The 23483-nt window shown below is 59.1% G+C and carries 19 protein-coding genes, 3 tRNA genes and 3 pseudogenes; 8 read left to right on the top strand and 17 right to left on the bottom strand.

Annotated features, from left to right (window positions below; translation table 11 throughout):
* Nucleotides 1–46 precede the first annotated feature (46 nt).
* From P5703_RS08215 to P5703_RS08200, 4 genes and pseudogenes are all read right to left on the bottom strand, one after another.
* Nucleotides 47–1828 (bottom strand): monovalent cation:proton antiporter-2 (CPA2) family protein, encoded by a 1782-nt coding sequence (locus tag P5703_RS08215; protein WP_265662419.1) that lies wholly within the window; start codon nucleotides 1826–1828, stop codon nucleotides 47–49.
* 323 nt (nucleotides 1829–2151) lie between these two features.
* Nucleotides 2152–2619 carry a phosphate-starvation-inducible PsiE family protein gene (locus P5703_RS08210; protein WP_011913477.1) on the bottom strand — a complete coding sequence of 156 codons (468 nt, stop codon included), beginning with the start codon at nucleotides 2617–2619 and terminating at the stop codon, nucleotides 2152–2154.
* Between the two features lie 236 nt (nucleotides 2620–2855).
* Nucleotides 2856–5579: pseudogene (gene clpK, locus P5703_RS08205) on the bottom strand (heat shock survival AAA family ATPase ClpK); the annotation flags it as partial.
* Between the two features lie 561 nt (nucleotides 5580–6140).
* Nucleotides 6141–6536 (bottom strand): annotated as a pseudogene (locus tag P5703_RS08200) (EAL domain-containing protein); the annotation flags it as partial.
* Nucleotides 6537–7303: 767 nt separating this feature from the next.
* Here P5703_RS08200 and P5703_RS08195 point away from each other — a divergent pair.
* The 3 genes and pseudogenes from P5703_RS08195 to P5703_RS08185 form a co-directional block, all read left to right on the top strand.
* Nucleotides 7304–8716 (top strand): ATPase domain-containing protein, encoded by a 1413-nt coding sequence (locus P5703_RS08195; protein ID WP_125882522.1) that lies wholly within the window; start codon nucleotides 7304–7306, stop codon nucleotides 8714–8716.
* 21 nt (nucleotides 8717–8737) lie between these two features.
* Nucleotides 8738–9139: a response regulator gene (locus P5703_RS08190; protein ID WP_125876950.1), complete on the top strand. Its 402-nt coding sequence runs from the start codon at nucleotides 8738–8740 to the stop codon at nucleotides 9137–9139.
* Between the two features lie 453 nt (nucleotides 9140–9592).
* Nucleotides 9593–9822, top strand: a pseudogene (locus P5703_RS08185) (tyrosine-type recombinase/integrase); the annotation flags it as partial.
* Between the two features lie 72 nt (nucleotides 9823–9894).
* On the opposite strand, the gene P5703_RS08180 reads toward P5703_RS08185, so the two are convergent.
* The 10 genes from P5703_RS08180 to P5703_RS08135 all read right to left on the bottom strand — a co-directional run bounded on the left by P5703_RS08180 (nucleotide 9895) and on the right by P5703_RS08135 (nucleotide 17720).
* Nucleotides 9895–9971, bottom strand: a tRNA-Pro gene (locus P5703_RS08180).
* Nucleotides 9972–10056: 85 nt separating this feature from the next.
* Entirely contained in the window at nucleotides 10057–10413 is a 357-nt protein-coding gene (locus P5703_RS08175) for a MerR family transcriptional regulator (protein WP_011913481.1), read from the bottom strand.
* Nucleotides 10394–10696, bottom strand: coding sequence for an integration host factor subunit alpha (gene ihfA, locus P5703_RS08170; protein ID WP_011913482.1), 303 nt, complete (start codon nucleotides 10694–10696; stop codon nucleotides 10394–10396). The genes P5703_RS08175 and ihfA overlap by 20 nt, the downstream gene beginning before the upstream one ends.
* A 3-nt stretch (nucleotides 10697–10699) precedes the next feature.
* A complete protein-coding gene (gene pheT, locus P5703_RS08165; protein ID WP_014596926.1) occupies nucleotides 10700–13078 on the bottom strand; it encodes a phenylalanine--tRNA ligase subunit beta in 2379 nt (792 codons plus the stop codon).
* A 36-nt stretch (nucleotides 13079–13114) separates the two neighbouring features.
* Nucleotides 13115–14131: a phenylalanine--tRNA ligase subunit alpha gene (pheS, locus tag P5703_RS08160; protein WP_011913484.1), complete on the bottom strand. Its 1017-nt coding sequence runs from the start codon at nucleotides 14129–14131 to the stop codon at nucleotides 13115–13117.
* Nucleotides 14132–14305: 174 nt separating this feature from the next.
* Entirely contained in the window at nucleotides 14306–14662 is a 357-nt protein-coding gene (rplT, locus tag P5703_RS08155; RefSeq protein ID WP_003282569.1) for a 50S ribosomal protein L20, read from the bottom strand.
* Between the two features lie 27 nt (nucleotides 14663–14689).
* Nucleotides 14690–14884 (bottom strand): 50S ribosomal protein L35, encoded by a 195-nt coding sequence (gene rpmI, locus P5703_RS08150; protein WP_003298367.1) that lies wholly within the window; start codon nucleotides 14882–14884, stop codon nucleotides 14690–14692.
* A 59-nt stretch (nucleotides 14885–14943) separates the two neighbouring features.
* On the bottom strand, nucleotides 14944–15495 hold the full coding sequence (infC, locus tag P5703_RS08145) for a translation initiation factor IF-3 (RefSeq protein ID WP_169918131.1): 552 nt from the start codon (nucleotides 15493–15495) through the stop codon (nucleotides 14944–14946).
* On the bottom strand, nucleotides 15495–17417 hold the full coding sequence (gene thrS, locus P5703_RS08140; RefSeq protein WP_045632255.1) for a threonine--tRNA ligase: 1923 nt from the start codon (nucleotides 17415–17417) through the stop codon (nucleotides 15495–15497). Before thrS ends, infC begins: the two co-directional genes overlap by 1 nt.
* Nucleotides 17418–17643: 226 nt before the next feature.
* Nucleotides 17644–17720, bottom strand: a tRNA-Val gene (locus tag P5703_RS08135).
* Between the two features lie 168 nt (nucleotides 17721–17888).
* Here P5703_RS08135 and P5703_RS08130 point away from each other — a divergent pair.
* Nucleotides 17889–19172, top strand: a complete 1284-nt coding sequence (locus tag P5703_RS08130; RefSeq protein WP_285586071.1) for an NAD(P)/FAD-dependent oxidoreductase — start codon at nucleotides 17889–17891, stop codon at nucleotides 19170–19172.
* Here the strand turns inward: P5703_RS08130 and P5703_RS08125 are convergent.
* Both P5703_RS08125 and P5703_RS08120 read right to left on the bottom strand, forming a co-directional pair.
* A complete protein-coding gene (locus tag P5703_RS08125) occupies nucleotides 19169–20128 on the bottom strand; it encodes a PA2778 family cysteine peptidase (protein WP_279645399.1) in 960 nt (319 codons plus the stop codon). The genes P5703_RS08130 and P5703_RS08125 overlap by 4 nt on opposite strands.
* Entirely contained in the window at nucleotides 20125–20526 is a 402-nt protein-coding gene (locus P5703_RS08120) for a PA2779 family protein (RefSeq protein WP_011913489.1), read from the bottom strand. The genes P5703_RS08125 and P5703_RS08120 overlap by 4 nt, the downstream gene beginning before the upstream one ends.
* Nucleotides 20527–20730: 204 nt before the next feature.
* Between P5703_RS08120 and P5703_RS08115 the strand changes: the two genes are divergently transcribed.
* Complete coding sequence (locus P5703_RS08115; RefSeq protein ID WP_045632257.1) at nucleotides 20731–21048, top strand: I78 family peptidase inhibitor; 318 nt, start codon at nucleotides 20731–20733, stop codon at nucleotides 21046–21048.
* Between the two features lie 70 nt (nucleotides 21049–21118).
* Here the strand turns inward: P5703_RS08115 and P5703_RS08110 are convergent, their stop codons facing one another.
* On the bottom strand, nucleotides 21119–22147 hold the full coding sequence (locus tag P5703_RS08110; protein WP_079328858.1) for an acyltransferase family protein: 1029 nt from the start codon (nucleotides 22145–22147) through the stop codon (nucleotides 21119–21121).
* A gap of 201 nt (nucleotides 22148–22348) precedes the next feature.
* Here P5703_RS08110 and mobA point away from each other — a divergent pair, with 201 nt between their 5' ends.
* From mobA to P5703_RS08095, 3 genes are all read left to right on the top strand, one after another.
* A complete protein-coding gene (mobA, locus tag P5703_RS08105) occupies nucleotides 22349–22957 on the top strand; it encodes a molybdenum cofactor guanylyltransferase MobA (RefSeq protein WP_013983004.1) in 609 nt (202 codons plus the stop codon).
* 46 nt (nucleotides 22958–23003) lie between these two features.
* On the top strand, nucleotides 23004–23225 hold the full coding sequence (locus P5703_RS08100) for a YgdI/YgdR family lipoprotein (RefSeq protein ID WP_013983005.1): 222 nt from the start codon (nucleotides 23004–23006) through the stop codon (nucleotides 23223–23225).
* A 143-nt stretch (nucleotides 23226–23368) separates the two neighbouring features.
* Nucleotides 23369–23445, top strand: a tRNA-Pro gene (locus P5703_RS08095).
* The last annotated feature ends 38 nt before the right edge of the window (nucleotides 23446–23483 follow it).

Raw genomic sequence — 23483 nt, 5'->3', positions numbered from 1 at the left:
GCGAGACGGTCGAGGGCGACAGACCCATACGATCCCGAATGAATGCTCACTGGGGGGCCCGCGCTTCTTGGTTCGGCGGTTCGATACGCTCGATGTTTCCCAGCACCAGCGCTCGCCCGGCAAACAGACCACCCGCTGTTTCCAGAGCAAAACGCTCGGCATCGCGCATGCGCACTTCATCGGTCACCGCGTCGGCTTCGTGCTCAGACGCCCCCAGCGTCAGCACGGCCTGACGTCCGAGCAGCAGGGCCGACTCAAAGGTTTCCCGCACTATGTAATCGGCGTCATGCTTGACCAGCTCGAGCGCATGCTCGCGGTCAAAGGCACGTACCAGCAATTTCACCTGCGGGCAGTAGTGCCGCGTACTTTCGACGATGCGTGTCGCGGCTTTTTTGTCATTTACACAAACGATGATGGTGCGGGCGTTATGGGCGCCGGCAGCATGCAATATTTCATGGCGGGCACCATCACCGTAATAGGCCTTGAAACCATAGGGCTCCACGGCACGGATCACCTCCGGATCTATTTCGATAATGGAAAGTTTCGCTCCCTGAGCGAGCGGTGCCTGGCAGGCAATCTGACCCACGCGGCCAAAACCGATGATGAGTACATTGCCTCGCAGATTATGTGCGGGCTCCACGCCGTCCATCGAAACGCTTTGCGCGCGCGCAAACCGTTTGTACAGCAATAAGGTCACCGGCGTAATGGCCATGGAGAGCACCACGATAGCCGTCATATTGGCGTTGACTTCGGGGCTTATGACCCTGAGCTTGAGCGCCTCGGCAAACAACACAAAAGCAAATTCGCCACCCTGCGCCATAAGCACGGCGCGGTCCAGCGCATCGCCATGGGAGCTCTTCGCGAGGCGCGCGACTCCATAAATACACAGCGCCTTGACCAGCATCAGCGCCAGCAGACCAGAGGTGATGAGCATCCAGTTCGTGGCCACCACTTGCAGATCCAACGCCATGCCGACGCCAAGAAAAAACAGCCCCAGCAGCAGACCGCGAAACGGCTCTATGTCGGCCTCCAACTGGTGGCGGAAGGTGGATTCCGACAGCAGCACGCCGGCAACGAACGCGCCCATCGCCATTGAAAGCCCGCCGATTTCCATCAGCAGCGCTGCGCCCAGCACCACCAGTAGCGCGGCGGCGGTCATCACCTCGCGCGCTTTGGCTTGAGCCAATACCCGAAACAAGGGATTGAGCAGCCACAATCCGATGGCAGCCAGCGCGCCCAAGGACAGGGCGGCGATACCTATGCGCTGCCAAAGAGGTGAAGTGGGTTCATGCACCACTTCAGTGGGCGCCAGAAAAGCCACCACCGCCAGTAACGGCACGATCAACAAGTCTTCAAACAGCAAGATGGACACGATGCGCTGCCCCCTCGGCTCGGTTATGTCACCGCGCTCCGAGAGGACTTGCATAACCAAGGCCGTGGATGTGAGTACAAAACCGGCCGCGCACACAAACGACACCTGCCAGGGGAAACCAAAGGCCATGCCGACGAAGGTGAGCAGAAAAGCACAGACCACCACCTGCAGGCTGCCCAGCCCAAAGATCTGACCGCGCAATTCCCATAGATGCGAGGGTTTCAGCTCCAGTCCAATCACAAAAAGAAACATCACCACACCCAACTCGCCCACCTGAATGATGGTGTGGGGGTCATGGATCAGTTGCAGTCCGAAGGGACCGATCATCATCCCCGCCGCCAGGTAACCCAGCACCGAGCCGAACCCGATGCGTTTGAGCAGCGGCACTGCCACCACGGCGGCGGCAAGCAACGTAATGACACTCAATAATTGTCCTGCGTTGCCTTCAGCGGCCATAGCCTTGACCCTCAGCCCATATCAGGAGCGGTTACAGGTAAACGTTCGTACACCCTCGATTTCGGGTGCTTCACCCGACCGGATGGCACGTGCGCCATACAACTTCAGCGTCGGCGCCGCAGCTGCCGCCGGTTCGAATAACAAGGCAAGTAGGCTTGCTCCCGGGGCGATCCATAGCCCCCTTTCGCCGAGTAAAAGGCCGCTGGCGAGTGATACCGATCAAAGTGCAAGCCGGCTGCACTGTCTGTAGGCGGTCGCTCAAGCGATGCCGTAGCCAGACTCGACGTTTGTGGCCTGGACCAGCCGCTGGCAGCCGTGCCGTCCTAGACAATTCGGTCATCGCGCTCACGCAACAGCCAATAGGTCAGCCCCAGGGCCAGAGTGGCGCCGGCCAATGCGGCGACTTTGGCGGGGCCGACATCGGGATCGAGAATCACGAACTTGCGGGACAGGGCAATCAACCCGATCAAGATGACCGTCTTGACCTGAATGATGCTGTCACGGCGCAAGGCCACGCGCACGATGGAGTGCTTGAATTCCATCGCGATCAGGAGCGTCATGATCATGCCGAACACACTCTGGAAGATCTTGTGGTCGAGCGGATTGAATGCATCGATGATCAGCAGGCTGAAGACAATCTGAATCAGCTGCACCAGGGACACCAGGATAATCACCGCGATCACCGCTGAAAGGATGATGGCGACGGCCTGCTCGAAGCGTTCGTAAAACGTCATCACCGCCCAGTCACGGCGGAGTCGTTCAAGTGTCGTCCCGGTCTGATTGCTGTTCATGCGCCACTCCTTCAGAAACAGGCCACTCCTAAAAAATCGCGGTCGCTACGCCTCTTGCGCCAGTCCAGGCCTTCGTCCATGCCGAAGCACGTGGTCATTTGGCGGGCGATATCGGCAGACCAACAGGTCGTCACGACAGGATGCGGCGCGTACTCCCCCACGCGCACGCAGGGACGCCGCACCTGGATGGACGGGCTGCCCGTCTCCCATTTTCAGGATTAGGGCAGCCCCGTGCTTCATGCCTTGCCACTTTCGGACTTCTTCTTGCGCGTCCCCTTGCTCGACTCCCTGGGCGGGCCCGGCGGTTGCGCAGATCCAGAGGGTGCTTCGGCGCTGGTCGGAGCGGGTTGCTTGCGGTCGAAGGCGACCCGCTCCGCCTTGTCGTCCCAACGTGCATGGGCGTGATCGCCCTTGCCGATGCCACCGCCGAGCATCTCGCGCGCCAGTGCCGTTTCCAACTCGCTGCGAATCAGTCGCTTGAGCTCGCGAGCGCCGAATTCGGGCTTGTAGCCTTCTTCCGCGAAGTGATCGACCAGCGTCCCATCGAACGTCAGCGTCACGCCCTGGCTTGCGGCACTGCGGGCCACGCGATCGAGTTGCAGGCCGACGATGTGGCGGATCTCCTCCCTGCCCAGCGCATGGAAGACGATGAGCTCGTCGATGCGGTTGAGGAATTCGGGGCGGAAGTGCCCGCGCAGCACGTCCATCACCTCTGCCTTGGTCTTCTCGTACTCCTCGCCGGCCGCTCCGCGCGCCTTCAGCCGGCGCTGAATGATGTCGGAGCCCAGGTTGGAGGTGGCGATGATGATGGTGTTGGTGAAGTCCACCACGCGACCCTTACCGTCGGTGAGCCGCCCGTCGTCGAACACCTGCAGCAGGATGTTGTAGACATCGGGGTGAGCCTTCTCGATCTCGTCGAGCAGCAGCACGCTGTAGGGCTTGCGACGGACCTTCTCCGTGAGCTGGCCGCCTTCGTCATAGCCGACGTAGCCCGGTGGAGCGCCCACCAGCCGCGCCACGGTATGGCGCTCGCCGTACTCCGACATGTCGATGCGCAACAGGGCGCTCTCGTTGCCGTAGACGGATTCGGCCAGCGCCTTGGCGAGTTCGGTCTTGCCGACACCGGTGGGCCCCAGGAACAGGAACGTGGCCACGGGCTTGCTGCCTTCGCGCAGACCCGCGCGCGACAGCCGCACCGCATCCGCCACCGCGCGTACCGCCTCGTCCTGCCCCACCAGGCGCTCGTGCAGCCGCTGCTCCAGGTGCAGCAGCTTCTCGCGCTCCTCCACGGTCAGCTCATTGACCGGGATGCCGGTCAGACGCGAGACGATCTGCGCCACGTGTTCCGCCTTGACTTCGGCGCTGCCCGAGCCGCGCTCGCGCTCCCAGTCGTAGACCTGCGTCTTGAGTTCGGCCTCCTTGGCTTCGATGCGTTTGCCGACCTCCGCCGCGTTGTCGTATTGCTTGCGGGAGGCCAGGTAGTCCTGCTCTCGACGCAACTGGTGCAGTTCGGCCTCCAACTCCTGCACCGCAACGGGGCGGGCCGTCGCCGACAGCTTCACACGGGCGGCAGCCTGATCGAGCAGATCGATGGCCTTGTCCGGCAAAAAGCGCGCGGTGACGTAGCGATCGGACAGCTCGGCGGCCGCGATGATCGCGTCCTCGGTGATGCTGACCTTGTGGTGCGCTTCGAAGGTGTCGCGCAGGCCGCGCAGGATCATGATGGTCTGCGCCACCGTTGGCTCGGGCACCATGACCGGCTGGAAGCGCCGCTCCAGCGCGGCGTCCTTCTCGATGTACTTCTGGTACTCGTTGAGCGTCGTCGCGCCGATCAGGTTCAGCTCACCACGCGCCATCATCGGCTTGAAGACGTTGGCCACGTCCAACCCGCCTTCGCCGCCGCCCTGGCCGGCACCTACGATGGTGTGCACCTCGTCGATGAAGAGGATCATCTCGCCCTGGTGCTCGGCGATCTCCTTCAGCACCTTCTGCACCCGCTCCTCGAACTCGCCACGGTACTTCGCGCCGGCCACCATGGAATTGATGTTCAGCTCCACCAGGCGCTTGTCGCGCAGCGTCTCGGGCACCTCGCCAGCCACCATGCGCTGTGCCAGCCCTTCGACGATGGCGGTCTTGCCCACGCCAGGCTCACCGATCAGTACGGGGTTGTTCTTCTTGCGCCGCGCCAGCACCTCGATGGTGGTTTCGATTTCCTGCGCGCGGCCGATGACCGGATCCAGCTTGCCCGCATGGGCCATCTTGGTGAGATCGCGCGAATACTTGTCGAGCTCCGGCGTATTGGTCGGCGTCTCGGCGCGGCCATCCTCCGCACCTTTGCCGACCACCTTGTTTACCTGCTGGCGCAGGGCCTGCGGCGTGAGGCCATAGCGGCGCAGCAAGTTGGCGGCCAGCCCCTCGCCCTCTTCGGCCAGACCGATCAGGAAGTGCTCGCGCCCGACGTAGGAGTGTCCTAATTCATTGGAGGCGACGAAGGCGCGACTGAGCGCATCCTTCACCCGTGGCGACACGCCGATCTCGCCTTCGAACGGCTTGTCGCCGCGCTTGGCTTCGGCTTCGATCTGGCGTTTGAGGTCATCGACCTTGATCTTGAACTGGCTCAGGATGGTCTTGATCACATCGCTGTCGGCCAGCGCCAGCAGCAGGTGTTCCGTATCGACTTCGGAGCGACCGAAGTCCGCGGCATGCTTGGCGGCTTCCTGCAACAGCGCCTCGGAGTGCTCGCTGATGCGGCTGGCCAACCCGCTACCGCGACGGCGCGGCATGCCAGATGCTGTGGAGGCTGGTTCGCCAAACGGCGCATCGTCCACTTCATCGGCAGCGGCTGCAGCCGGTGCCGACTCTTCTCCGATGCGGAAGAAATCGCTGCCGAGAAAATCTTCGAACAGGCCGCTGCGCGAGCCGAAAAGGGCTTCCAGCGGGGAAATGGCGCGCTTTTGCTGGCAAGCGCGGCATGACAAGCGCCGGAAAACCAAATTCAGCCAAGCCCAAGGGTTTTTTTTACAGTACTTTACAAACTCTGCGCCGGAACTGTTAAAAGTCAAGAAATATCTGGGCTTCGTACGGCGAATGCCGAGTGCGATCAGGCACAGGGGTAGCAGTCGAAGAGGCATTCGATGACTGTGATTCTGATTCTCAGCTGCATAATTGCGAGAGCGTTAGGTGGCAGGGTACGTGGCAAACATCTAGAACCGAGATCGTAAACGCGATGCGTGAATCGGCAATAGCACGCCTATACCGCCCCCATCGACCTCTCCGCCGTTCTCAAGACGGTAACAATGCCCGCCTATTCTGATGCGGGCCAATTTGGCGCTGCAAAACCCCGCTACGGTTAGGAGTTAGATCCTTATCCACAGAAGCTGTGGATAAGACTGTGAGCAAATTTTGGATGGCTGGCGCAAACGCCCGTCTGGCGCGGATCGCAAACAGATCGGCGAGATTTTGTTCAGCTCGCCTTACCCCTTATAAATCAGTCACTTATCGATCTGCGCCAACGCGTCGCATCAGCCGGTTAGGCAGTCGCGCCGAAGTGGTAGCCATATGTGCATAATTGTTCTTGTCAACAGCTTTTTAAGACGGATTTTGGTCGTTCTGCCGTTTCGCGACCTACGGCAGCCTGGCGAATCGAGCGATAGGGGCGTGCGAACAGATAGCTTGGCCCCTAGTCGTATCCCACTACTCGCAACAGCTCCAGTATCTCGGCATCCTCGACACCCTACGACATGCAGTTTCAGCGAGCGAGCCATATCCACGATGGTGCACGTGAAGAGATACCGGTCAACGTCTCCCGCCATCCCCGTCACGAAGGACCGGTCCAGCTTGACGACATCGATGGGGGATCGGCGAGATAAGACCGGGGCCGCGTAGCCGGTACCGAAGTCGTCGCCCGCAAGCCGGACGCCTTGCGCCTGCGCCTTCCATTATCGGGCGGGATGCCTTGGCGTCGTCTATCAGGGCGCCGTCGGCCACTTCGAATTCCAACGAGCTTGCGTGGAAACCGGTACGCGCCTGCGCAGGCTGGGGTCAGCTCTACCAACGCTGAAGTACGCAATTGCAGCGGCAACAGTTTACCGACCGCGCCAGAGCCCTTCCCTGCTTGGGGTTGCGAGCCGATGTTCGCGCTAAGCATAAGGTCCGCGGCGGTATGCCCCTCTCAGGGAAAAGGCGGATCCCGATCGAGGCGCCCGAGTGAGAAGTATTGGAACCGTCGACCAGCGGGGCCCTCGATGCAGGGCGGTCAGGTCCATTCTAGTTCCAAGGCGGTGCTGCGGGCCAAGATCACGGACTCGTCGCCGCCGAAACGCGCGACCAAGTTCCCGCGGGCGGCACGGCGGTAATTCGCTGGGCGGCTTCGTATAGATCGAATCCCCAGCAAAACCCGAGAAAAGAGGGTTCCCATGTCGAGCCCATTGCCTAAATCACCGACTCATTAACGTCAGCGGCAGACGGTACAAACCCTGTGTTACATTGCCCGCTTTATTTCATAGTCAGGTTTAACGTTACGCCTGGTTACTCTCAGCGACCTGACGTGTCCGCTATCGCAACGGGAAACGAAAAATGTGCCGGTTCGAAGCATTCCTGCGTCGGCCAAATCGTACATCCGGCGCACTTGTAGCCAGGCCCCGAGACAAATTCCCCAACGCCCTCATTCACCAGGCAGATTGACGTGAAAGCACTTGAGCGCTTGGAAAGCGGTATAGATGGTCTAGACGCCATTACCCACGGCGGTTTCGTCGCCGGGGCCGCTTATTTAATTCAAGGACGACCGGGTTCGGGCAAGACCATCTTCGCTAACCAGGTCGCCTTCCATCACACGGCCCAAGGCGGAAAAGTCATTTTCGCCTCTCTCCTTTCAGAGCCGCACGACCGCCTCTTCCAGTACCTGTCGACGCTCAGTTTCTTCAACTCAGCCGAGATAGGCGCAGGCATGCTGTACGTCAGCGCCTTCGACACACTCGAGAACGAGGGGCTCGACGAGGTCCTGAAGCTGCTTCGCCGCGAGATCATCCGGCACAAGGCTACCCTTCTGGTCCTCGACGGGCTGATGAACGTCCGTAGCCGCTCGGACACCCCACTGAACACGAAGAAGTTTGTCGCCGAGCTTCAGGTACACGCCAGTTTTGCCGGTTGCACCACGCTGCTTTTGACCAGTGCAGAGATCGATCATGGCAGCCCGGAGCTGACGATGGTTGATGGCGTGTTCTCCCTCAAGGAAGAACGGGTCGGCATGCGCTCCTATCGCCGGCTCGGCGTGCACAAGTACCGGGGCTCGGACTATGTTTCCGGGGAGCACGAGTACGAGATCACTAGCAATGGGATTGCCATTTATCCTCGAATCGAAGCACTGTTGAGCCAGCCAACTGCCCCACTCTCACTCGGCGAGCGAATGCTACCAACCGGCATTGAGGGCCTGGATGAAGCCTTGGGTGGCGGGTTCATCGAGCGCAGCGCAACGCTGGTCATTGGTCCCTCCGGTGCAGGCAAGACGACTTTTGCGCTCAATTTCCTTGCCGGCGCGGCACCGGACGAACATGGGGCTTTCTTCGGTTTCGTCGAGTCGCCCGAACAACTGCTCAGGAAATCAGGTCAGCTTGAGCTCGGGCTTGAAAAGCCGGTTGAGCAGGGGCGTCTCGACTTTCACTGGCAACCAACGACACAGTTCATTCCTGATCGGATGGCGTTGGATATGCTCGCCCGGATCAGACACAAGCAGCTTTCTCGCATCGTAATTGACACATTGGCCGCGCTGACGCGCCCCAGCTTGCAGCAAGGCCGACAGTTGGAATTCGTCAGCGCACTGGTGAACGAGGCGCGCGCACTGGGTACCACGATGGTGGCAACGTGGGAGCTCAATTTCTTCGCTGCGAATGCCCCCGTGGCGCCTCCGGCAGAGCTTTGCAGCCTGTTCGATAACGTCATTCTGGCCGGCTTCACCGAGGGGCCAGGCACCAGCGAGCCAACTCTGAGGATCATAAAACGCCGTAACGGCCCCTATGAGCGCACCACGCTGTCCGCCCAGATCGGACCGGGTGGTTACTCATTGACGTCGAACGGCACACTCACACCGCAAGATCGCTAGCGGTCGATAAGGTTTTTATCCATGACAACGGTCTTGGTAGTCGATGATGAATACTTGATTGTCGAGGTCCTGACCCTTGCGCTTGAAGACGTAGGCTTCATGGTCACGCAAGCAAGCAATGGCAAGAAGGCACTGGAAGCCTTGCATCGCGAAGGACTATCGCTGGTTGTATGCGATTTCATGATGCCTTTGATGAATGGCTTGGAGCTGGCCGAGGAGATTCGCCGACACGCTGAGTGGTCACATATCCCGATCGTGCTCATGAGCGGCGGCCATGCTGGGCTGGCCAGCCAGGCCCCAGGACTTTTCGATCATATTCTGCAAAAACCCTTCGACGTCACCAAGTTCATCGACATCGTGATTGACTTGATTGGGGATCCCAAGCCCGGGGCGCCGGCCGGCGGCTCAGACAGCCAGCGCTGATCTCCGCCGCGATCGGATGGCTGCCGCTCAAGATCAGTTGCCAAGTGGCTCAGGCTCAAGCCCGCTCAATGCGATTTCGGCCATTGGACTTTGCGCAATAATCGCCTCGTCCGTCCGCCGGAACGTGCGTTCCGCGCCTTCGTCTTCGCGCCTGAGCAACATCCCACGCCTGGCCGTGACGCTAACGGCACTCGAGCTGCAGACGAATGGCGCATCGAGCAAGACGCTATGAGCTCGAACTCGATCTGCCAAGACCTGCGGTTCTTCGGCGCGATCGACCAGCAGAGTCACGGCGAACTATGAGAAGACGCACGCGGCTGAACCTGTTCATCGAGCCCGAACACGCCAGTCGGCTCGACGAGCTCGCAACCAAGAAAGGCGTATCGAACGCCTCCCTCGTCGCCGCGGCACTGGCCCGCTGTCTGAGCAGCGCTTCAACCGAGCAGCACCAACGGGATTGCATCTATCCGCGTGTATGACCTCAACTACACATTCGGTCGCAGGCTTCGCGCCGCCGGCGTGACGGAGGAAGACAGGAAGGACCTGTTGGGCCACAAGAACGGCAGCATCACCAGCCACTCCTGGAGGCCGAACTGGGCAAGCTGATCGATGAGGCCAACAAGATATCGGCAACGGATTCGAGGGGACCGGCGCTGACGATACTGAGGAGGAAGGCAGGATGAAAAGTCCCGCAAAAGTCCCTGAAACGAAAAAGACCAGCTCATCTCTGAACTGGCCTAAGTCGTGGAGTTATTTGGTCGGGACGGAGTGATTCGAACACTCGACCCCTTGCACCCCATGCAAGTGCGCTACCAGGCTGCGCTACGCCCCGACGAATGCTGTCAGCACTGCTGAAAGCGGATCGAACTATACATTAAGCATCTGAAAATGTGAAAGTTTTTTAGCGCCAAGGAAAGCTATTTCCTCAGCACTTGCAGCACTTCCTCCAGCTCCGAAATCATCTGCCGAATCAGCTGCTTGTATTGGGTGGTGTCGTCGCGCGCTTCGTCACCGGACATGCGCTGCCTGGCGCCTCCAATGGTGAAACCCTGATCGTAGAGAAGCGCGCGAATCTGACGGATCATCAACACATCTTGCCGCTGATAGTAGCGCCTGTTACCACGACGCTTCACCGGGTTCAGCTGAGGAAACTCCTGCTCCCAGTAACGCAGCACATGGGGTTTCACCGCGCAGAGTTCGCTGACCTCACCAATGGTGAAATAGCGCTTGCCCGGAATGGCAGGAAGCTCGTCGTTATGGCTTGGTTCCAGCATAGGCCTCGACTCTCGCTTTGAGTTTCTGCCCAGGACGGAACGTCACCACACGACGCGCCGTGATAGGAATTTCCTCACCCGTCTTCGGATTACGACCTGGGCGCTGACGTTTATCGCGCAGGTCGAAGTTGCCGAAGCCGGACAACTTGACCTGTTCGTTGTGCTCGAGCGCCTGTCGGATTTCCTCGAAAAACAGCTCGACCAGTTCCTTGGCCTCGCGCTTATTCAAGCCCAGCTCTTCATAAAGACGTTCCGCCATTTCAGCTTTCGTCAGAGCCCCCATACGCTATTTCCTTAACGTGGCATTGAACCTTTCTTCCAGGGAGGTGAGGATTTTCTGCATTACGTCGTTCACCTCATCGTCGTTTAGAGTGCGCGATGGGTGCTGCCAGGTCAAGCCGACTGCCACACTTTTGCTAAGAGGATCAATACCTTTCCCCTGATAGACATCAAATAGCTTGAGGTCCGTCAGATTCTCGCCCGCGCCACCGCGAATGCAGTCAAGGATTGCCTGCGCGGCGACGTCACGGTTGACGAGGACCGCAAGGTCACGCCGCACCTCAGGAAAGCGCGACAGCTCGGAGAACTGCGGCATGCGGCCGTCTGCGATCTCGGAAAGCTTCAGCTCGAACAGATATACCGACTGATCGATCCCCAGCATACCTGCCAGTTCGGGATGCAGACTTCCAACAAAGCCGACCAGCCGGCCATCGCGCTCGATCCGAGCGGTTTGACCGGGATGCAAGGCGGGATGTTCACCAGGAACGAATCGATAGGCGCTGCCGTTCCCAGCGAATGCGAGCAGCGCTTCGACATCAGCCTTGACGTCGAAGAAATCCACCGCTTCGCGGGCGTTTGCCCAGCCTTCAGGCTCGCGGCTACCTGTCACCACACCTGCCAGCATGGCTTCCTGCTCGAGCGCTGGCAGCTGACCGACAAAGCGCAGCCCTGCTTCGAACAGGCGTACACGCGACTGCTGGCGATTGAGGTTGTATTGCAGCGCCTTCACCAATCCCGGCCAAAGCGAGGCGCGCATTGCCGCCATATCTGCGGAAATCGGATTGGCCAGCTCCAGTGGTTTCATGTCCGGGCTGAACAGCTCAAAGAGCTTGGGGTCGATGAAGCTGTAAGTGATCGCTTCCTGATAACCACGAGCCACCAGCAAACGACGCAGCAGCGGCAACTCTGCGCGCGCTTCCGGCTTCGCCTCAGGCGCGAGCCGAGCCTGCGGGTACCGCACCGGCAAGCGATCATAGCCGTATAGGCGGCCCAACTCTTCGATCAGGTCGATTTCAAGGCTGATGTCGAAACGATGACTTGGAACGAAGACTTGCCAGCGCCCTTCACCCTCGCCCACCACTACAAGACCCAGCGATGTCAGCAGGCGGACCACTTCGGTACCGTCCAGCTCCAATCCCAGCATCTGGGTAATACGCTCGGCGCGGAGGGTTACAGGTGCAATATTTGGAAGATCGCGTTCGCTGACGACCTCGACGATGGGACCCGCCTTCCCGCCAACGATATCGAGCAGCAAGCTGGTCGCGCGCTCCATCGCCTGCCGCGGAAGTTGCGAGTCGACACCCCGCTCGTAGCGATGCGAAGCGTCCGTATGTAGACCGTAGGAGCGTGCCTTGCCGGCCAGCGCAATCGTGTCGAAGAACGCACTCTCGAGAAAGATGCTGCGGGTGGGAGCGCTGACACCGCTATGCTCGCCTCCCATCACGCCAGCGATGGCGAGTGGCCGCTCATGATCCGCAATGATCAGTGTATCGCTGCGCAAGGAGACTTCCTGGCCATCCAGCAGAACCAGCTTTTCGCCTTCTTCAGCCATACGAACCCGGATGCCGCCCTTGACTTCATCCAGATCAAACGCGTGCAGCGGCTGGCCCAGCTCGAGCATCACATAGTTAGTGACATCAACAACCGCGTCGATACTGCGAATATCGGAACGGCGCAGGCGCTCCACTATCCAGAGTGGCGTCGGGCGTGTCAGATCGACATTGTGGATCACTCTCCCGAGGTAGCGCGGACAAGCCTTCGGCGCCAACACCTCGACCGGGCGTACATCTTCATGGGCGACACTGGCCACGCCGACTTCCACCGGACGCACTTCGGCACCATAGATGGCACCGACTTCCCGAGCCAAACCAGCTAGAGAGAGGCAATCGCCACGATTGGGTGTCAGACCGATCTCGATAGACACATCATCGAGCCCGAGATACTCGCGCAGATCTGTACCAACCGGCGCATCGGCGGCGAGTTCCATCAGGCCGCTGTCGTCGCCTCCGACCTGCAACTCGGTTTCCGAGCAAAGCATGCCGTTGGATTCGACGCCACGCAGCTTGGCCTTCTTGATTTTGAAATCGCCCGGCAACTGGGCGCCGATCATGGCGAAAGGAATCTTCAGACCGGGACGCACGTTCGGCGCGCCGCAAACGACCTGGAAAGTCTCCTGGCCATTGCTCACCTGGCAAACCCTGAGCTTGTCGGCATCAGGATGCTGCGCCGTTTCCAGCACCTCACCGACGACTACGCCGCTGAAGCTACCGGCAACCGGTGTCACGGCATCCACTTCAAGCCCGACCATGGACAGACGGGCGACCAGCTCCTCACGCGAAACCTGTGGGTTGACCCAGCTCCGCAGCCACTGTTCACTGAATTTCATCCTGCTCTCCTAAATATGCGTTGACGGGCGGCGGCACTAGCGAAATTGCGCGAGAAACCGCAGGTCATTGTCGAAGAACAGGCGCAAGTCATTGACGCCGTAACGCAGCATGGCGAGGCGTTCGACGCCCATGCCGAAGGCGAAACCGGAATATCGCTCCGGATCGATTCCCGACATCCGCAATACATTGGGATGCACCATGCCGCAGCCCATGACCTCCAGCCAACCGGTCTGCTTGCATACGCGGCAGCCCTTGCCGCTGCACATCACGCACTGCATGTCGACTTCCGCAGACGGCTCGGTGAACGGGAAGAAGGAAGGACGAAAGCGCACGCCCAGCGGTTTCTCGAAGAACACCCGAAGAAACTCCTCGATGGTGCCCTTGAGATCCGCGAAACTGACACCCTCGTCGATCAACAGGCCCTCGACCTGATGGAACATCGGCGAATGAGTGATATCGGAGTCGCAGCGATAGACTCGCCCGGGACAAACGATACGAATCGGCGGCTGCCGCGACTCCATGGTGCGCACTTGCACGGGCGAAGTGTGCGTACGCAGCAACATGTTGGCATTGAAATAAAACGTGTCGTGCATCGCACGCGCCGGGTGATGCCCTGGAATATTCAGTGCTTCGAAGTTGTGGTAATCGTCTTCGACCTCAGGGCCTTCCGCGACGCTATAGCCAATATGGCTGAAGAACTGCTCGACCCGCTCCAGAGTGCGGGTCACTGGATGCAGTCCGCCGGACGTCTCACCGCGCCCCGGCAGGGTTACGTCGATCCGCTCGGCTGCCAGCTTCGCTCCTAAAGCAGCCTGCTCAAGGTCGGCCTTGCGAGCATTGAGCACGTCCTGCACTTGATTCTTCGCAGCATTGATCAGCGCGCCAGCCTGTGGGCGCTCTTCGGCAGACAGCTTACCCAGCGTCTGCATCAACTGAGTCAGCTCGCCCTTCTTGCCCAGGTACTGAACCCGGACCTGCTCAAGAGCACCGACGTCTTCGCTTCGTTGCACGGCCTCAAGCGCTTGCGAGACCAGTGCATCCAGATTTTCCATGTACATAACCTCCAGAGGTTCTTGCAGAACCGCACTGACTGACCGACCCATGCCGGGCCGTCGCCAAGCGCACTTTTGCAAAAGCCCCTTCCAGATACGAAATAGGGGAAGAGCACAAGGCTCTTCCCCTATCGATGACTTGCAACGAATCCGAGGATCCGTGATTGCCGGGGCTTAAGCCAGAGAAGCTTTGGCTTTCTCGACAATCGCAGCAAAGGCTGCTTTTTCGTTCACTGCCAGATCGGCCAGAACCTTGCGATCGATCTCGATGGCCGCCTTCTTCAGACCGGCGATCAGACGGCTGTAGGACAGACCGTTGACACGAGCACCAGCATTGATACGGGCGATCCACAGAGCGCGGAACTGACGCTTGCGCTGACGGCGGTCGCGGTAGGCGTACTGGCCAGCCTTGATTACCGCCTGCTTGGCGACGCGGAATACACGCGAACGCGCACCGTAGTAGCCTTTGGCGAGTTTCAGAATTTTCTTGTGACGGCGACGGGCAACGACGCCACGCTTAACACGAGCCATGAGTTATTCCTCTGAGTCTTGACCGGATCAACGAACGCGCAGCATGCGCTCCACTTTTGCAACGTCAGACGGATGCACTTGCGAGCAACCGCGCAGCTGACGCTTACGCTTGGTGGTCATCTTGGTCAGGATGTGGCTCTTGAAAGCGTGCTTGTGCTTGAAGCCGTTAGCAGTCTTTTTGAAGCGCTTCGCAGCACCACTTTTGGTTTTCATCTTTGGCATGTTCGTACTCCGCATTCAATAACAACAGTTAACCATCAGGCCTGCCAGTGCCCGGGAGGTTACTTACGCTTCTTGGGAGCGATGACCATCATCAGCTGGCGTCCTTCCAGCTTCGGATGCTGTTCGACGGTACCAATCTCAATGAGGTCAGCTTCGACCCGCTTGAGCAGTTCCATCCCCAGCTCCTGGTGAGCCATCTCACGGCCGCGGAATCGCAATGAAACCTTGGCCTTGTCCCCATCTTCAAGGAAACGTACCAGGTTGCGTAGCTTTACCTGGTAATCCCCTTCTTCCGTCCCTGGACGAAACTTGATTTCTTTGATTTGTTGCTGGTGCTGATTCTTCTTTGCAGCCGCAGCCTGCTTCTTCTTTTCGAAGAGATGCTTGCCGTAATCCATGATCCGGCAGACCGGGGGATTCGCATCAGCGGAAATCTCCACCAGATCCAGCTTTGCCTCTTCGGCGACCCGCAACGCTTCATCAATAGAGACGATGCCAATCTGCTCGCCATCGACACCGATCAGGCGCACTTCGCGCGCGGTGATGTTTTCGTTGATCGGTGCCTTGGGCTGAGCTCGTCTATCCTGTCTCATTTCACGCTTAATAATGATTACTCCGATTCTTGGCGACCACGCCGGGAAACCGCCTGTGCAAGCAGCTGGGCGAATTGTTCGAGCGGCATGGAGCCCATATCGACGCCTTCGCGGGAGCGCACAGCAACGGATCGTGTTTCGACTTCCCGATCCCCGATAACCAAGAGATAGGGTGTCTTGAGCAAAGTATGCTCGCGGATTTTAAAGCCGATCTTTTCGTTTCTCAAGTCACACTTGGCACGGAACCCGCTTTGGACCAGCGTTTTTTCCACCTCTACGGCAAATGCGGCCTGCTTGTCGGTGATATTCATGATCACCGCCTGGGTCGGTGCCAACCATGCAGGGAATGCGCCGGCGTAGTGCTCGATGAGCATGCCGATGAACCGCTCGAACGACCCGAGGATCGCACGGTGCAGCATCACCGGACGCTGACGGCTGTTGTCCTCCGCCACATAACTGGCATCGAGACGCTCGGGCAGATTCGGATCGTACTGCAGCGTACCGCACTGCCAGTTGCGACCCAGGCAATCGCGCAAAGTGAACTCGATTTTCGGCCCATAGAAGGCTCCCTCGCCCGGCTGATACTCCCAGGCCAGACCTGACTCATTGAGCGCTTCGGCCAGCGCACCTTCGGCACGATCCCACAACTCGTCGGAACCGACACGCTTCGCCGGACGGGTCGAAAGCTTCATCGCGATATCGCTGAAACCGAAATCGGCATAGACCTTGAGTGTCAGCTTGATGAAGTCGGCAGCCTCCTTCTTCACCTGCTCCTCGGTGCAGAAGATGTGCGCGTCATCCTGAGTGAAGCCACGCACCCGCATGATGCCATGCAGCGCACCAGACGGCTCGTTGCGGTGGCAGGCGCCGAACTCGGCCATGCGCAGCGGCAGATCGCGGTAGGATTTCAGGCCCTGGTTGAAGATCTGCACATGACACGGGCAGTTCATCGGCTTGACTGCGTAGTCGCGATTTTCCGACGAGGTGGTAAACATGTTCTCGGCATAGTTCGACCAATGTCCGGACTTCTCCCAGAGGATGCGGTCGACTACCTGCGGCGTGCGCACTTCCAGATAGCCGTTCTCGCGCTGCACCTGACGCATGTACTGCTCGAGGTTCTGGTAGAGCGTCCAGCCAGCCGGGTGCCAGAAGACCATGCCAGGGGCTTCTTCCTGAGTATGGAACAGGTCGAGTTGCTTGCCGATCCGGCGATGGTCACGCTTCTCGGCCTCCTCGATGCGCTGGATATAGGCGGCCAACTGCTTCTTGTCGGCCCAGGCAGTGCCGTAGATGCGCTGCAGCTGCTCGTTCTTCGAGTCGCCACGCCAGTACGCACCGGAAATGCGGGTCAGTTTGAATGCTTTCAGGAAACGGGTATTCGGCACGTGCGGGCCGCGGCACATGTCCACATATTCTTCGTGGTAATACAGACCCATCGCCTGCTCGTCGGGCATATCGTCGACCAGGCGCAGCTTGTAATCCTCACCTCGCGACGTGAAGACCTCGATGACCTCAGCTCGCGGTGTCACCTTCTTGATGACGTCGTAGTCCTTGTCGATCAACTCGGCCATACGCTTCTCGATGGCCGCCATGTCTTCCGGGGTAAAGGGACGATCGATGGCGATGTCGTAATAGAAACCCTCATCGATGACCGGACCGATTACCATCTTTGCGTTCGGATACAACTGCTTTACCGCATGACCGACCAGATGCGCGCAGGAGTGGCGAATGATCTCCAACCCCTCCTCATCCTTCGGCGTGATGATCTGCAGCGAAGCATCGCGCTCGATCAAATCACAGGCGTCGACCAGCTTGCCGTCGACCTTGCCAGCCAGGGTTGCCTTCGCAAGGCCGGCGCCGATGGACTGAGCAACCTCAGCCACGGTAACGGGATGATCGAACGAACGCTGACTGCCATCGGGAAGAGTAATGGTGGGCATGGCGCCTCCTCTCCTAGTGGTGACCCGTACCAAAGGCCACATGGGTTGGGATGAGCCAGGAAAGCGACCCGGCGAGCAGGCCTGCCGTACAATGGCAGGCGCCTGATAGGCTCACTCTCGACCGGACCGAAGTCACTGGGAAATACAACTGGCGATGCTTCCAGAACACCGATGCGCTGGCAAGCAAGCCAAAAAAAAGGGTCGCTTGCGCGACCCTTTTTCGAATTGGTAGGCACAATTGGATTCGAACCAACGACCCCCACCATGTCAAGGTGGTGCTCTAACCAACTGAGCTATGTGCCTTCGATGGGGGCGCATTCTAAATGGATGAAAAAAAGAGTCAAGCAGTTTTTTCAGCTAACTCACTGATATTTGGAAAATTTGGAAATCCACACGTATCGCTGGGCCTACCTGGCAAGGCGGCCGGTTAAGCGCTAGCATGCGTAAAATATTTAGAACAGAGATTGCAATATGCCGCACAAGGACTATCCAGCCTCCTACTATGCTGCGACCGCCAATCAAACCGTATCCCGCCCCGCGCTAGCTGATCAACATCAGGTCGACGTGTGCGTCATTGGCGCTGGTTACACCGGTCTGTCCACTGCCCTGTTCCTGCTCGAGAAGGGCTTGAGCGTCACCGTTCTGGAAGCCGTGAAGGTTGGCTTCGGCGCATCCGGTCGCAACGGCGGGCAGATCGTCAACAGCTACAGCCGAGACCTCGACAGCATTGAGCGCAGCGTCAGCGAGCCTGCCGCCAAGCTGATCGGCGAAATGGCATTTGAAGGCGGAAGGATCATCCGCGATCGGGTCGCCCGCTACCACATCAGGTGCGACCTGAAAGACGGCGGCGTGTTTGCTGCTTTCAACAAGAAGCAGATGCACCATCTCGAAGCGCAGAAGGCGCTATGGGAGCGATACGGCTACCAGCATCTCGAATTGCTGGACCAGCATGATATCCAGCAAGTTGTAGCGTCTGATCGCTACGCCGGCGGCATGCTCGATAAACAAGGCGGCCATATCCACCCGCTCAATCTGGCCTTGGGAGAAGCTACGGCGATCGAGTCTCTCGGCGGCATCATCTATGAGAACTCGCCAGCGATCCGCGTCGAGCGCGGCGAGCAGCCGGTAGTGCACACGCCTGATGGGAGTATTCGCGCTAGGTTCGTGGTGGTGGCAGGCAATGCGTACCTAGGCGGCCTGATCCCTGAACTGGCGGCAAAATCGATGCCTTGCGGAACCCAGGTGATAGCTACCGAGCCTCTTGACGAGGAACTCGCTCGCAGCCTTCTGCCCCAGGATTACTGCGTCGAGGACTGCAACTATCTGCTCGACTACTACCGACTCTCGGCAGACAAGCGCCTCATCTACGGAGGCGGGGTCGTTTATGGTGCGCGAGATCCAGCTGATGTCACCTCGATCATCCGACCGAAGATGCTGAAAACATTCCCACAGCTGGCGAATGTGAAAGTCGACTACGCCTGGACGGGCAACTTCCTGCTCACGCTGTCGCGCCTGCCGCAAGTCGGACGGCTGGGAAGCAACATCTATTACTCTCAAGGCTGCAGCGGTCACGGCGTCACCTACACCCACGTCGCCGGCAAAGTGATCGCCGAAGCACTGAGCGGCCAGGCCGAGCGTTTCGATGCTTTCGCCAGCCTGCCGCATTACCCGTTCCCAGGCGGTCAGCGCTTCCAGGCGCCGCTCAGCGCTCTCGGCGCCATGTACTACAGTCTGCGCGACCGAATCGGGTTCTAATGAACAGGCAGCGGGCACGACGGTGGCGGAGCGCATTGCCGAGCCGCCCGCTCTGCGGCAGCCGGCAAAGGCGCCTTTAGACGGTCATCACCCGGTGCAAGTCGGGCCGAACAGGCTCGAGCCTGCCGGGCCTCCGAGATGCAGCCCTGCTCGGCCATTACCTGCGACAGATTGAACCAACCGATCGCGAACCTCTGGTCCACGCGCACGCTGGCACGCAACGATGCCTCCGCAGCGTGCATCTCACCCGAACCGTACTGGCTGTTAGCCAAGGCGAAGTACGCCAGCGCTGACCCCCAGCGCGCCGTAGCGGCATCGTATGCCTGCCGGGCACCCCGCCGTTGCCCGACCTCCTCCATATCACTGGCGCTGCGAAGCCAAACGGCCTCCTGCGCAGTCTCTGGAATCTGATCTGGTGTCAGGGTGAGCACAGCCCAACGGCCGCCTTTGGCCCAGGATCGTTCGAACTCCCGAAATCCACCAACCCATCGTTCCGTGGTACCGGAACGCAAGATGATCTCCTGCCGCTCAAGATCGAATCCCACCACCACAGCGAAATGCCACTGCGGCCATCGATCGAATGCTAGGTTTTGCAACACAAGGACCGGATTACCCGACGCGATCTCGGTCAGAACATCCTCCAGACGGGGGCGCAGCGGGTAGACCAGCAGCCCGGCGGAGCGAGCAGCAGCCACCATTTCCACCTGTAGACTGCCCTTGCGCTGAGGGATGTAAACCTGCTCGACCAACGCATCGGGTGTCGCGTCAATTCCCCGTTGCGACAGCATCGTGGCCAGCGCAGCGGGCCCGCACTGGAAGTCTTCCTGCGGATAGAACGGTACATCAGCCAACTCGGCCCGAACGGGGAGGTGCGAGGCGTCGACAAGCGTCACTGTCGTACGAGCACAGGCCCCGAGCAGGCCGATCAATACAAGCAGGGCTAACCGCAGGCTCAACGGTTGATGCAGTTGACGAAGTTGAAGATGTTGGTCGCGCAGAGCATGTCGGTGATGATGAAGATCACCAGAAACAGCACGATCACACCAACCACACCAGCGCCTGCCGGCGCTTGGTCAAGCTGCTGGTTGAATTGCGCCAGCTCTGCGGCGGTCAGACTGTTGATACGCTTTTCCACTTGGTCACGCTCAACGCCCATAGACTCGAGCTTTTTTTGCACGTCCTGATCTTCCAGCATGGTCAGCAACTGCTGTCTGTCGACTTGCTGCTGATGCTCGGCGACCACTTCCGGCGTTCCGATCATGGCAGCCTGGGCCATGGGAATCTGTGCCACCAACAGGATATGCAAAGCAGCCAGTACGGTAGCGATACGCTTGAGTAACGGGGAGGTAAACATAGCGGAAACTCCTTGTTTTTCTTCAGCCAGGATTGCAAAGCGCCATCAAGCAATAAGACGAAATGACGCCGCTTCGGTTCCCGCCCACAGCCTCTTTTTTAGGCTTCAGGCGAATACAGCTGCCAGTTATCTCAATCGCCTTACTGACCCGCTCGCAATTCTGATAATAGTTGCGCTTCGGCGAACCGACCAAAAGGAGAACTCGTGTACCGAATCAGCTTTCTCGCATCGATAGCACTGGGAGCAGCATTGGCAAGTGGGTGCCAAACCACTGCAACCCCGGGCGACAATGCCCAGCAAGCCAATACCCAGCAACACGGCAAATGCAATTCAGAGGCGGTGAGCAGCCTTGTCGGCAAGGTCGCAACCCGCGAATTACTGGAACAGGCGAGGGACAAGGCAGGTGCCGATGTAGCCCGAATACTTCGGCCCGATGACGTCGTTACACTGGAGTACAACTCCCAGAGACTGAACCTCAATACTGACGCAAATCTGACCATAGAACGCGTCAGCTGCGGCTGAACCCGCACCTGAGCCCGACTGACCGCCAGTATCTTCTGGCGGTCAGTCGGGAGGACCTAGCGGATGCGCATCACGCCACGGCCTTGCGCATACGCAGATGGGAAGCGGAGATTCGCTTTGGCGGAGTGAGCAGGAAGTGCAGGTTGAAACGATTGATCACGATCTGAGCCAGCAGCGGAGCAACGAGCCCAATCAGTGTGCCGACCACGAGATGTGCAGCAATCGAGTCGATGCCTAGGAACTTGCTGAGAATCACCCGCACGCCGCTCCCGGCCAGGATATGCATGAGGTAGATCGTCATCGAGGACGCGCCGATAAACAGAAACCAGTCGACGCGGAATTGCCCAAGCCACATCGAAAGCGCGACCATAAAAAAGATGGATATCGTTGCCAGAGCCAGCACCGGCAGGCCGCCGTCGGTGTAGTTCATGCCAAATGTGATATGAAACAGATACTGGCCGATAATGAACAACGCACCGAAAAACACGGTTAATTGCGTGCAGCGTGCCAGGAAAAAAGCCTTCACTTCGTTGAACCAGACACCCAGCGCGAAGAACACCGTGTTACCCAGGATGAAGCGCGTCATGTTGTTGATCGTCAGTTCCTGCTGGAAGACGAACAGGACCCCGAACAGCACCACGAACGGTAGAAAGTATCGGCGATCGGCTTTCGCATACAGGAACGTGCAGACCAGAAACACCAGGAACAGGGCATAAAGGAACCAGAACTGGGCACGCGGCATCCATAGCAACGAGAACACCTCAGTCAAGGTGACCTGGCCATTGGTGTAATTCGACAGGACGACTTCGAACAGCCCTTGCAGCAAGGACCAGACAATGAATGGATAAACGATCGTATCCACCTTGTTGATGATCAGGCCGCCCCTACCCCGCTTTTGCAGCGAATCGAAAAAAAACAAGCCGGAAAGGAAGAAGAACAACGGCATGTGGAAGCTATAGATGATGCTGTCCACAAGCACGAATTCACCCTCATCCATGGGCAGCCCTGCATTGAAGACGCCCCGCGCGACATGCCCGTAGACAACAAGAATGATTCCGATCGCCTTGGCATAATCAACCCAAACGTTTCTCTCCTGCATTGTCTGTTCTCCTTGTATTTCGGCCAATAAGCAGGCGGCACACCGCCCTCTGTAGAAAGCGGATGGAGGAGATAGACAACAGGATTTCTCGATGGTTTAGCGACACAACGGCTGCATGTCCGTATCTGCCGGACGGACAGCGACGCCACAGTTGCGTAGGATTGCCGGCACGGTCCGACTGCACGCTTCAGGAGCCACCCAATGACCGACTCAACTTTCCAGTCCTGCTCCATTCTGCTTCTGGCCGGAGGCCGCGGGCAGCGTATGGGCGGTCAGGATAAGGGGCTGCTGGAGTGGCGAGGTCGCCCACTGATCGCCTGGCTGCATGACGTTGCCCGCCCACTGACCGATGAGCTCTTGCTGTCTTGCAATCGGAACCACGCGCGTTACGCCGGCTATGCCGACCGCCTGGTCAGCGATGACGAAGACGGATTTCCTGGCCCGCTCGCAGGGATACGCGCCGGACTTGCCGCCGCGAGCCACCGCTGGCTGCTCCTGCTGCCATGCGATACCCCCCTTGTAGATCGTCCTCTGCTGCATTCACTGTACTCGGCAGCAATCAGCACGCCCGACCAACCCGTGATGCTCCGCTGCGGCGAACAATGGGAGCCGCTGTTCTGTGTCATACCTACCAGCATGCGAGCAGAAATAGACGCCTTCTGGCGTGCCGGGGAGCGCAGCCCGCAACGCATTCTGCTGAAGCTCGGCGCGCGTGAACTGCAAGTCAGGAAAGACGATCCTCGCCTGGCCAACCTCAACACACCGGAGCTTCTCAAAGCCAGCCGTTCAGAGCTGGGAACTTCATCGTAGCGCGCTTCGTCCGATGGTTATCGTTACTCGCAGAAGGAACAGCGTCATGCAAACACGCACCCTACCCACCCTCATTCTTGCGCTGAGCTTCGGCATATTGGCCGGTTGCGCCAATCCGAGCGTTATCACCCTGAACGACGGTCGCGAGATCCAGACCCTGGACCGCCCAGATTACGACGACGAGTCGGGGTTCTATGAATACGAGCAACTCGACGGCAAGCCGGGCAAAGTGAACAAGGATCAGGTCCGCACCGTACGCGAGCTCTGATCAGTCTGAACGTCGTGCTGTCGGCTTCGGATCAGACAGCACGACAAGCCTCAGCATGCCTCACCGGGCCAGCACGGCGTGTGAAAAAATCCGGCGTAACGTCTTGTGCGACAAAACTTTTTCTGTAGAATGCGCGCCATCTTCGGAGCGTAGCGCAGCTTGGTAGCGCGTCTCGTTCGGGACGAGAAGGTCGCTGGTTCGAATCCAGTCGCTCCGACCATTTCCCGATATCAGCGCTTTTTGGCGTGCTATCTGATG

Source organism: Stutzerimonas sp. FeSN7 (assembly GCF_030263795.1).
Classification (GTDB): Bacteria; Pseudomonadota; Gammaproteobacteria; order Pseudomonadales; family Pseudomonadaceae; genus Stutzerimonas; species Stutzerimonas stutzeri.
Note: the sequence above shows the minus strand (reverse complement) of the source record. Positions and strands in the feature narration are given on the sequence as shown.